This window comes from Reyranella sp. (genome assembly GCF_004297265.1).
Lineage (GTDB): Bacteria > Pseudomonadota > Alphaproteobacteria > Reyranellales > Reyranellaceae > Reyranella.
Window position 1 is genome coordinate 149079 of sequence record NZ_SCUT01000007.1, and the last position, 11196, is coordinate 160274.

The 11196-nt window shown below is 68.7% G+C and carries 9 protein-coding genes; 4 read left to right on the forward strand and 5 right to left on the reverse strand.

Going from position 1 to position 11196, the window contains the following annotated elements; all coding sequences use genetic code 11:
- The first annotated feature begins 2 nt into the window (after positions 1 to 2).
- From EPO41_RS02465 to EPO41_RS02480, 4 genes are read left to right on the forward strand one after another with little or no spacing between them, the layout of a single operon-like run.
- A complete protein-coding gene (locus tag EPO41_RS02465; protein WP_296319860.1) occupies positions 3 to 1028 on the forward strand; it encodes an ABC transporter permease in 1026 nt (341 codons plus the stop codon).
- Complete coding sequence (locus EPO41_RS02470) at positions 1025 to 1891, forward strand: ABC transporter permease (protein ID WP_296319863.1); 867 nt, start codon at positions 1025 to 1027, stop codon at positions 1889 to 1891. Before EPO41_RS02465 ends, EPO41_RS02470 begins: the two co-directional genes overlap by 4 nt.
- On the forward strand, positions 1888 to 3558 hold the full coding sequence (locus EPO41_RS02475; protein ID WP_296319868.1) for an ABC transporter ATP-binding protein: 1671 nt from the start codon (positions 1888 to 1890) through the stop codon (positions 3556 to 3558). Before EPO41_RS02470 ends, EPO41_RS02475 begins: the two co-directional genes overlap by 4 nt.
- A 58-nt stretch (positions 3559 to 3616) precedes the next feature.
- Positions 3617 to 5011, forward strand: coding sequence for an NAD(P)/FAD-dependent oxidoreductase (locus EPO41_RS02480; RefSeq protein WP_296319873.1), 1395 nt, complete (start codon positions 3617 to 3619; stop codon positions 5009 to 5011).
- Here the strand turns inward: EPO41_RS02480 and EPO41_RS02485 are convergent.
- The 5 genes from EPO41_RS02485 to EPO41_RS02505 are packed head-to-tail and all read right to left on the reverse strand — an operon-like array spanning position 4947 to position 11182.
- Positions 4947 to 5432, reverse strand: coding sequence for a cupin domain-containing protein (locus EPO41_RS02485; protein ID WP_296319877.1), 486 nt, complete (start codon positions 5430 to 5432; stop codon positions 4947 to 4949). The two genes, EPO41_RS02480 and EPO41_RS02485, sit on opposite strands and share 65 nt — an antisense overlap.
- A gap of 4 nt (positions 5433 to 5436) precedes the next feature.
- Positions 5437 to 7038, reverse strand: coding sequence for a hydantoinase B/oxoprolinase family protein (locus tag EPO41_RS02490; protein ID WP_296319880.1), 1602 nt, complete (start codon positions 7036 to 7038; stop codon positions 5437 to 5439).
- Positions 7035 to 9044, reverse strand: a complete 2010-nt coding sequence (locus EPO41_RS02495) for a hydantoinase/oxoprolinase family protein (RefSeq protein ID WP_296319883.1) — start codon at positions 9042 to 9044, stop codon at positions 7035 to 7037. Before EPO41_RS02495 ends, EPO41_RS02490 begins: the two co-directional genes overlap by 4 nt.
- 54 nt (positions 9045 to 9098) lie before the next feature.
- Positions 9099 to 9818, reverse strand: a complete 720-nt coding sequence (gene hutC / locus EPO41_RS02500) for a histidine utilization repressor (protein WP_296319886.1) — start codon at positions 9816 to 9818, stop codon at positions 9099 to 9101.
- Positions 9815 to 11182, reverse strand: a complete 1368-nt coding sequence (locus tag EPO41_RS02505) for a formimidoylglutamate deiminase (protein ID WP_296319889.1) — start codon at positions 11180 to 11182, stop codon at positions 9815 to 9817. Before EPO41_RS02505 ends, hutC begins: the two co-directional genes overlap by 4 nt.
- Positions 11183 to 11196: the final 14 nt, after the last annotated feature.

The following is an 11196-nucleotide window of genomic DNA, read 5'->3' on the forward strand; positions in this document are numbered from 1 at the left end:
CCTTGCTGACCGGCATCCTGCGCCGGGTCGGTCGACGCCTGCTGGCGTCGATCCCGGCCCTGTTCGGCGTGGTGGTCGTCACTTTCGTGCTGATGCGGGTGCTGCCGGGCGACCCGGCGGTGTTCTTCTCCTCCGGCCCCTCCGCCGGCAAGGAGGAGATCGAGGAACTGCGCCGGAGCATGGGGCTCGACCGGCCGATCCCGGTGCAGCTCGTGCGTTATCTGGGCGAGGTCGCCACCGGCAATCTCGGGCGCTCGATGACGACGGGCCAGCCTGTCATATCGGACATGACGCGCCGCCTGCCGGCGTCGCTCGAACTCACCTGCACGGCGCTCTTCATCGCGCTGATGTTCTCCATCCCGCTAGGCGTGGCGGCGGCACTGCGGCCCGGCACGGCGATCGACCATGTCGTTCGCATGCTGTGCACGCTCGGAGTCTGCGTGCCGACCTTCGTGTCCGGCCTGCTGCTGATCTATGCCTTCTACTATCTGCTCGGCTGGGCGCCCGATCCGACGGGCCGCATCGACATCTTCGCCTCGGCCCCGCCCGACATCACCGGCTTCTTCCTGATCGACTTCGCCCTGAAGGGCGACTGGGAGGGATGGATGGCGGCCTTCTCGCAGCTCCTGCTGCCCGCCTGCACCATGGCGCTGTTCGTGCTTGCGCCGCTCGCCCGCATGACGCGCGCCTCGATGCTGGCGGTTCTGGGCAGCGACTTCATCCGCACTGCGCACGCGATGGGCCTGTCGCGGCTGCGCATCATCGTGGCCTATGCACTGCGCAACGCGCTGCTGCCGGTGCTGACCATCACCGGGATCGTGTTCTCGACCATGCTGGGCGCCAACGTGCTGGTGGAGAAGGTCTTCTCCTGGCCCGGTGTCGCCTCCTATGCGCTCGATGCGCTGCTCGCCTCCGACTACGCGCCGGTGCAGGCCTTCGTTCTCCTGATGGCGATGATCTTCGTCATGGTGAACGTCACCATCGACGTCCTGTACGGCATTGCCGATCCGCGGGTCTCCGTCGCATGAGCGACCTCGTCCTCAATGGTTCCTCGACCGGCCGCCACATCGTTTACGTGCTGCGCTCGAACCCGGTCACGGCATTGGCGGCCACGGGTACGCTGCTGCTGGTCCTGATCGCGATCCTCGCACCGGTTCTCGCACCGTACGATCCCGTCGCCTCCAACGTGCCGCAGGCGCTTCAGCCGCCTTCGTGGTCGCATCTGGCCGGCACCGATCAGCTCGGGCGCGACATATTGAGTCGCATCATATGGGCGGCGCGACTCGACCTGGTGATCGCTGTTTCGGCCGTCAGCCTGTCGTTCGTCACGGGTGCCGTCATCGGCGGCTTCTGCGGCTATCGCGGCGGACGGCTCGACCGCTGGGTCGGCCGCTTCGTCGACGTGCTCATGGCCTTCCCCCTGTTCGTGCTGGCGATGGCGATGGTCGCCGCGCTGGGCAACCGGGTGGAGAACATCGTCATCGCCACCGCGGTCATCAACCTGCCTTTCTATATCCGGTTCGCGCGCGCCGAGGTGAACGTGCGGCGCAATGCCGGCTGGGTCGAGGCGGCGCGCGCCTGCGGCGACAGCCATCTTTCGGTCGTGCTGCGTGTGCTGTTGCCCAACGTCCTGCCGGCCATGGCGGTGCAGATCTCGCTCAACCTCGGCTGGGCGATCCTCAACGCTGCCGGCCTCTCCTTCATCGGCCTCGGAGTCACGGCGCCGACGCCGGAATGGGGGATCATGGTCGCGGAGGGCGCGCGCTTCATCACCACGGGCAAGTGGTGGCTCGTCGCCATGCCGGGTCTCGCGCTGATGCTGACGGTCCTGTGCTTCAACCTGCTGGGCGACGGGCTGCGCGACATCCTCGATCCGCGGATGCGCACATGACGCAGGACCTGCTGCGGGTCGAGAACCTGCAGGTCACCTTCTCGACGCGTCACGGCACTGTCACGGCGCTGCACGGCATCGACATCGCGCTGAAGGCCGGCGAGACCCTGGGCATCGTGGGCGAGAGCGGCTCGGGCAAGTCCGTCACCTCGCTCGCCGTGATGCGCCTGCTCGATCGCGCCGGCCGGATCACCGGCGGCCGCGTGACCTTCGAGGGGCGCGACATCACGCATGCTGGTCATGCCGACCTGCGGCGGCTGCGCGGCTCCGCGCTCTCGATGATCTTCCAGAACCCGCGCGCGGCGCTGAACCCGATCCGCACGGTGGAGCAGCAGATCGTCGACGTGCTGGCCGCCCATGGCAAGCTGTCGCGCGCCAATGCGCGGACGCAGGCGCTCGACCTGCTGCGCGCCGTGCTGATCCGCGATCCCGAAGCTCGATTGAGCGCCTATCCGCACGAACTGTCGGGCGGCATGTGCCAGCGGGTCATGATCGCCATGGCCATCGCCTGCGAGCCCGTGCTGCTGATTGCCGACGAGCCGACCACGGGCCTCGACGTGACGACGCAGCAGACGGTCATGGAGCTGCTGGCTCGCATCCAGGCCGAACGCGGCATGGCGATGATCCTCATCACGCACGATCTCGGCCTCGCCGCCCGCTGGTGCGACCGTATCGCGGTGATGGAGGCGGGCCGCGTGGTGGAGCAGGGCGAGACCGTGGCGCTGTTCGAGGCCCCGGCCCATCCCTATACGAAACGCCTGGTGGCCGCCTCGCCGACCCGGGCTTCGACCCTGGCCGATCTCGCGCCGCCCGACCTGGCGCGGGATGCGCCGCCGGTCGTGGCAGCGCCGCGCGAGCGCAAGCCGGGCACGCCGCCGCTGCTCGAACTGGTGCATGTCGTGAAGTCGTTCGGCGGCCCGACCCGTGCGGTCGACGACGTCTCGTTCCAGATCCCGCGCGGAGGATCGCTGGGCCTCGTGGGCGAATCCGGCTCGGGCAAGAGCACCCTGTCGCGCCTGATCTGCCGGCTGATCGATCCGGACGACGGCGACATCGTTTTCGACGGCGAATCGATCGCGCGGACCCCGGCGCGCGAGTTCCATCTCTCGCCGCGCCGCCGCGACATCCAGATCGTTTTCCAGGATCCCAACGACAGTCTCAATCCGCGCTACACGGCGTTCGACAGCATCGCCCATCCGCTGCGCCGGCTCGAAGGGCTGCGCGACGGGCCGGCGCTGCAGACGCGGGTGCGCGAAGCCGCCCGCCGCGCCGGCCTGCCGATGGACCTTCTCGAACGATTTCCGCACCAGCTCTCCGGCGGCCAGAAGGCGCGGGTCGGCATTGCGCGGGCCGTCGCGCCGCGACCGCGCCTGCTGATCCTGGACGAGCCGACCGCGGCGCTCGACGTGTCGGTGCAGGCGGTGATCCTGCAGTTGCTCGACCGGTTGCGGCGTGAGGACGGGATCGGGTTGCTGTTCGTCAGCCACGACCTGAATGTCGTGCGCATGCTGTGCGACGATCTGGTGGTGCTGCAGGCCGGCAAGGTCGTGGAGACGGGGCCGAGCCAGTCGATCTTCCAGCGGCCGCAGGCAGCCTACACGCGGATGCTCCTGGACGCGGTGCCCTATTTCGATCCGCAGCGCACGGAGCTCTTGAAGACGGCGTGATGTCATGACGGCAGGCGATCTCTCTTCCCTCGAAGCCCGCGTGAAGCGGGACCTTGAAATGACCGCGCATCCGCGTACGGAGTGGATGACGCCGCGACTCTACCGGGGCAAGCCGGCGCTCGACGTGTTGATCGTCGGCGCCGGCCAGTCGGGGCTGTGTATCGGTTTCGCGCTGATGCGCGACCGGGTGCACAACATCCTGCTGATCGATCGCGCACCGGCGGGCCGGGAAGGACCCTGGGTCACTTTCGCCCGCATGCCGACGCTGCGCAGTCCCAAGGACCAGACGGGGCCGGATCAGGGAATCCCGAGCCTCACCTTCGAGGCCTGGTACGATGCGTTGCGCGGGCCCGGCAGCTTCGCCGGCCTGCATCTCATCCCGAGCGGCGCGTGGCACGACTATCTGCAATGGTATCGCCGCGTGCTCGACATCCCCGTGCGCAACGACGTAGCCGCCACGGCAATCGAACCCGGCCGGCTCGACGACGGCGGAACCTGCCTGCTGGTCACCCTGTCGACCGGCGAGGTCCTGGCGGCGCGCAAGCTGGTGCTGGCCACCGGCCAGGACGGCACGGGCGAATGGTGGATGCCCGATTTCGTGCGCGCCCTGCCGCCGGATCGCCGCGCCCATACCTGCGAGATGATCGACTTCGAGCGTCTGCGCGGGAAGACCGTCGCCGTGCTGGGCTCGGGCGCTTCCGCCATGGACAATGCCGCTGTGGCGCTCGAGCACGGCGCCGACGTGCATCTCTTCGTGCGCCGCGCCATGCCATCGGTCGTGCAGCGTTATCGCTGGCTTACCTTCGCCGGCTTCCTGAAGCATATCGGCGAGATGCCCGACGAATGGCGCTGGCGGATCATGGGCAACATCCTCACCGCCCGCGAAGGCTTCCCGACCGACACCTACAAGAGGGTCATGGCCTTCCCGAACTTCGTCATGCAGCTCAACCGCGCCTGGACGGATGCACGCATGGAGGGGGACCGCATCCGCATCGAGACGACGCGCGGACCGTTCCATGCCGACTATGCGATCTGCGGCACCGGCATCCGCCAGGACCCGGCGCAGCGTCCCGAACTCGCTGCCTTCGCCGACAAGATCGCGCTCTGGAAGGACCGCTACACACCGCCGCCGGGCGAGGAGGACGAGCTGCTCGCGGCCTACCCCTATCTCGGTCCGGACTATGCCCTGCTCGAACGCAAGGCGGGTGAGGCGCCGTGGCTGGCCGACATCCATGTCTTCGGCATCGGCGCCACCTTGAGCTTCGGCCCGTCGGGCAGCAGCATCAACGCCATGACGACCGCAATTCCCAAAGTGGTGGCGGGCGTCACACGCGGCCTGTTCGCCGGCGACCTGCAGCGCCACTGGGAATCGCTGCTGGCCTACGACGTCAAGCAGGTCGAGCTGGACTGGAGCCGGATGGCGACGGGCGAGGAGTCCCAGAACCAGCAATGACGGCGCGATCGGTCTGGTCGAGTGCCATCGGCTGGCCGTTGCGGATCATCTCGGCGAAGCCTTCGTTGGGCACCATGACCGTGAGGCAATAGAGCCGTTCGGCGCCGGTATTCTCGATCACATGCTCGCGGCCGGGCGGCAGTACCAGCGTGTCGCCCTGCGCGATCTCGTGGACGCTGCCGTCGTCGCAGCGGCAACGGCCGGTCCCGCTCAGCACGTAGAACATCTCGTGCGCCGTCGCATGGAAGTGCGGCGGTGTCCTGCCGCCGACCTCGAAGATCTCGACGGCCGAGACGAAAGGAGTCCGGTCGGCGAGAGGATCGACCAGCATCGCGAATTTGTTGGTGTCGGCCGGCGAGATGCGCGACACGCGACAGTCGACGGCGCGGCGCAGCAGCAACTCTTTTTTCGTGGTGGTCATCTTCTCATTCCCCGGCTTGTTCCTCAGCTGGCGTGCCGTAGCCGCCGCCGCCCGACGTTTCCATCACCACCCGGTCGCCTTTGGCCAGCGCGAGGTTCTCCTTGCCCGACAGTTCGCGGCTGCCGCCCGCGGCGCGATGGAGCGTCACCCTGAACGGAGCTCCGTCGGCGCCGCCCTGCAGCCCGTAGGGTGCGATCACGCGACGTTCGAACATGGTGGTGAGTGATAGACCGTCTTCCATCACCGTATAGGCACGGCGCATGCCGTCGCCGCCGCGATGGCGACCCGTGCCACCGGAGCCGCGCCGGAGCCGCTGCTCGTCGACCCGGATCATGTATTCCGATTCGACGATCTCGGCCGGCGTGTTCATCGTGTTGGTGAGGTGGACGCGCACCACGGGCGCGCCGTCGCGGTCAGTGCGGGCGCCTTCCCCGCCGCCGTGCGTCTCGTAGAAGGTGCCGATGGCGCCGTCGCGCCGCGTGCCGCCGAAGATCAGCAGGCCCGCGGTGGTCGAGCCGCCGGCGGTGAGGCGCTCCGGCACGGCCTTCTCGAACGCCCGCATGATGGCGTCGACCGCACGCTGCGAGGTCTCGTGGTTGCCGCCGACGACAGGCTTATCGATACCGGGTTCGAGGATGGAGCCGGGCCGTGTGCGGATCTCCAGCGGACGATAGCAGCCGCCATTGGGCTGGATCTCGGGGCCAGCGACTGCCTTGATCGCATAGTAGACGGCCGCCATCGCTACGAATGGCGTCGTGTTGAGCGGCCCCGCGACGGCGTCGTCGGTGCCGGAGAAGTCGAACTTCGCCGTCTCGCCCGCGATCTCCACCCGCACGCGAATGGCCGCGGGCTGTCCGTTGGGGCCGTCATCGTCGAGGAAGTCTTCGCCTTCGTAGACGCCGTCGGGCAGGCCGGCGATCGCCTCGCGCATCTGCGCCTCCGAGAGATCGTCGAGCCGGTCGAGCGCGGCGCGCAGGGTGGCGGCGCCATGCTCCTCGCCCAGCCGCAGCAACCGTCCTTCGGCGGCGCGCGTCGAGGCCATCTGGGCCATCAGGTCGCCCTCGCGCTCGGCCGGTCCGCGCAGGTTGGCCAGCAGGAAGTCGCGCTTCTCCTCGTCGATGCCGTCGGCCGTGAAGAGGCGCAGCGGCGGGATGCGCACGCCTTCCTGCCAGGTCTCGGTGGCGGCGGCGAAGTAGCTGCCGGCCCAGGCGCCGCCGATGTCGCCCCAATGGGCAAGGCTGACGGCGAAGGCGAACAGACGGCCCTCGAGGAAGATCGGCCGGATCGCCTTCACATCGGGCAGATGGTTGCCGCCGACCTCGGGCAGGTTGAGGAACCAGACGTCGCCCGGCCGCAGCCGCTCTGCCGGGACGCGTTCCAGGAACTTCTTCACCGTGAAGCTCATGACGCCGAGATGGATCGGAATGTCCCGTCCCTGCGCGATCAGGTCGCCCTTGTGATCGGTGAGGGCGGACGACAGGTCGCCCGCCTCGCGCAGCAGAGGCGAGCGGGCCGAGCGCATGACCACGAACGACATCTCCTCGGCGGCGGCGGTCAGCGCATGCCGGATCACCTCGACGGTGAAGGGATCGACGCTGTTCCTCATCGTGCATCCTCGCGAATCCAGAGATGGCCCATCGCATCCGAGCTGAGCGTGTAACCGGGCGGCACGACGATGGTCGACCAGGCATCCTCGACGATCGCGGGCCCCGCGATGCGGGCACCGGTCGGCAGCCGGTCGCGATCGTAACGCGGAGTCTGATGCGGCGCGGCGGGCTCGAACCAGCAGGGATTGACCGAGGTCGGCACGGCGCCTTCGCCCGGGATGCCGAGCGGCCCGAAGGTCGTGCGTCGCGCGACCAGGGCGCACATGCGCAGGCTCTGCATCTCCCAATGCTCTTCGGTCGCGTAGCCGTAGATCTCGTGGTGGCGCTGGCGGAAATCGCGGCCGAGGCGGTCGAGGTCGAGCGGCTGGGCGAAAGGCACCTCGACGGCGTAGCTCTGGCCGACATAGCGGACGAGGGCGGTGCGCTCCACGTCGATCTCGTCGGCGCCGTGTCCGTGGCTGTGCAGCGGCGCCATAAGCGCCGCGAGCATGTCGTCATGGAGCGCGGCGAAACGGGTCGCGTCCCAGCCGGTGCTCAGCATGCGTACGGATTGCTGCTGCGTGTAGCTCATGTCGGCGACGATGCAGCCCAGGGCGGAGAAGCCCGAGGAGAAGCGCGGCACCACGATCTCGGCGATGCCGAATTCGCGCGCGAGGCCCACGGCATGCATTGGGCCGGCGCCGCCGAAGGCGAGGAGGGTGCATTGCCGACCGTCGACGCCGCGCTCCACGGTGACCCTCGCCAGTGCCCGCACCATGGCGGCGTTGGCGACCCTCTGGACGCCCAGCGCCAGCTCGACGATGCCGACACCGAGGCGGGCGGCGAGCGGCGCGAGGGCGGCTTCGGCCGCGGCAACATCGAGCGCGATGGCACCACCCAGGCGCTTTGCCGGGTCGAGATAGCCGAGGACCGCGTTGGCGTCGGTGACGGTGGCGCGCGTGCCGCCGCGCCCATAGGCGGCCGGGCCTGGCTCCGCGCCCGCACTCTGGGGACCGATGGAGAGGCCGCCGGTGCCCAGGGTCACCAGCGATCCGCCGCCGGCGCCGATCGATTCGACGGCGACCATGGGCTGGCGCACCGGCCGGCCTGCGAGCTTGGAATCGGTGGAGATCTCGGCCGCGCCGTTCAGGATCAGGCAGACGTCGGTCGTCGTGCCGCCCATGTCGAAGGTCAGCACCTTCTCCAGGCCGAGCGATGCGGCAACGCTGGCCGCCGCGGAGATGCCCGCGGCCGGGCCGGACAACGCCATCGAGAGCGGCCGCCTGGCCGCGGCGTCGGGGGAGGCCATGCCGCCGGCCGAATGCATGACGTGCAGGCGCGCGCCCTTCACTTCACGCTGCAGGCGATCGAGGTAGCGCGCCGCGATCGGCATGACGGAGGCGTTGAGGACCGTGGTCGCTGTGCGCTCGAATTCGCGGGTCTCCGGATTGACCTGGTGCGACAGCGAGACGAAGGGAAAGGCCTTGGCCAGCGCCGCGCCGACGGCGCGCTCATGGTCGGCATTGGCATAGGCGTGGAGCAGCGACACGGCGATGCTCTCGATGCCCATGGCCTGTGCCTGTGTCACCACCGCGTCGATCGCGGCGGTGTCGGGTATCCGGACCGCCGCGCCGGTGAAATCGACACGCTCGGCCAGGGCGATGCGGCGTTCCGGCGGCACCTGTGCCTCGCGCCGCGGCGGCAGGTCGAGCCGATAGAGATGCTGGCGCCCCGCGCGGCCGATATCGAGCACATCCTCGAAGCCCTCCGTCGCCACCAGTGCGACGGGCTCGACCCTGTCCTCGACGATCGCATTGGTGACGAGCGTCGTTCCGTGGACGAGATCGTCCACGGACTCGGCAGAGAGATCAGCGGCCGCGAGGGCGGCGCGGATGCTGGCGACGGGATCGTTGCGCTGGGTCGGAACCTTGATCGAGCGCACGTCGCCGGTCGACGGCAGCAGGGCCACCAGATCGGTGAAAGTTCCTCCGATGTCGATCCCGACCTGCCAACCACTTTCCGACATATGTCACGCTCCCTGGCGCCGCCGGAGCAGGATACGGGCCATTCTCCGTCGGCGTTAGAGGGACGTAGGGGTGAAGCGCGCGACCAGCTGGTGGGAATCGCCGGGATAGGTGAGCCGAACGTGGGTGACGGGCAAGGCCGCGCGCCAGGTGCGGCGTTCGATGATCAGGCACGCCGTGTTCACGGGCACTGACAGCGACGCGGCCACGTCTTTGCCGGCACTGCTTGCGCCGATGCGATGCTCCGCAGCGGTCCAGGGGACACTGTCGAGCAGCCATCGTCCCGGCGCGATGTCGTGGAAGCGTTCATGCGCTGCCTCGGGCACTGCCTCGGCATTGATCAAACGCTCCTCCAGGCAGAAGACCCTGTCGCCGGCGAAATGGCGGGTGACGAGTTCGACGACGCGGCCGGCGGATTTGGTCTCCAGTCGCTCACGATCCGACGCCGTGCTTCGCCTGTTGGCGCGGGAGACCAGCTCGAAGCGGTAGGGAAGGCCCAGCGCCAGCACTTCCGCCTTGATGTCGTGGATCTCGAGGACCGCTGCCTGGGATTGCGGCCGCGTGACGAAGGTGCCGGCCTTGCGGCGGCGCTCGACCAGGCCGGCACGCGCCAGCTTGGCCAGCACGTTGCTCACCGTCATGCGAGAACAGTCGTAGGCTTCGGCCAGCTCATGCTCGGTGGCGATGCGGGCGCCGGGCGCCAGCTTGCCCGACAGGATCTTGCCCTGCAGGTCGCCGAGGATTTTCTGGTGCAGGGAAGTGGCCGCGCTGCTCATGAGGCGTGCAGCACCTTGTGCAGCGCCTGCCGGTAGCGCTTGCCGATCGCGTCGCGATGGATGTGCCGGCCGTCCTTCACGAGCTTCCTGCCAGCCCGCCAGACGCAGTCCACCGCCTGGCGGCCGCCTGAGAAGATCCAGCCATCCAGCCACCGGTCGCCGCGACGATGCGCGAGCGCGTTGTCGTCGGCCTTCAGGCTCACGAGATCCGCAGACTGGCCTGCGGCGAGCGTCGAGGACGCACCGAGCGCCTGTGCGCCGCCGGCAAGAGCCGCGTCGAACAGGCTGCGTCCGACCGACGGCGTCGAGGCCCGGGCCAGCGCGTTGCGCGTGCGCAGGGCGAGGCGCTGTCCATATTCGAGGAGACGCAGCTCCTCGGCGGCATCGATCAGGACATTGGAGTCCGAGCCGACACCGAACCGGCCGCCGCGCGCCATGAAGGACTGCGCGGGAAACAGTCCGTCGCCGAGATTGGCCTCGGTGATGGGGCAGAGGCCCACGACCGCGCGACGCGCGGCGATGCCGGCGCTCTCGGCGTCGGTGACATGTGTCGCGTGGACGAGGCACCAGCGTTCGTCGACCGGCAGGCGATCCAGCAGTAACTCGACTGGTCGCTTGCCCGACCAGGCGAAGCAATCCTCGACTTCTTTGGTCTGCTCGGCGACATGGATGTGGACGGGACCGCCGTTGGCGAACGGCAGGATGGCCGCGATCTCTTCGGATGTTGCTGCGCGCAGACTGTGCGGCGCGATGCCGACCACGGCACCGGACAGCGACGATACGGCCTTGCGGCTGGCCTCGATCAGCCTTCCGTACCGGGCGACTTCGTTGATGAAGCGGCGCTGGCCCGGAGCGGCGGGCAGACCCCCAAAGCCTGCATGAAGATAGAAAACAGGCAGCAGCGTCAGCGCGATGCCGGTCTCGCCGGCCGCGGCGGCGATCCGTGTCGCCAGCTCGGCGATGTTCGCATAGGGCGCGCCGCCGGGATCGTGATGCACGTAGTGGAACTCGCCAACCCGGGTGAAGCCGCTTTCGAGCATTTCCACATAGGCCTGCGCGGCGATCGCCTCGACCTCGTCGGGACCCATATGGTCGACGAAGCGATACATGGCCTCGCGCCACGTCCAGAAACTGTCTTCCGTGCTGCCGCGCCGCTCCGTGAGACCCGCCATGCCGCGCTGGAAAGCATGGCTGTGCAGGTTGGGCAGGCCGGGCAGGCCGATTCCGTGGATTTCATCCCCTGCTTCGGCAGGGGCGCCCTTCATCAAGGTTTCAATGCGCCCGTCCACCATGACGAGGCGCACGCCACCGGCCCAGCCGTCGGGCAGGAGCAGGGAGCGAAACCAGAGGGCGGTTCTGGACATATTATTATGTATAG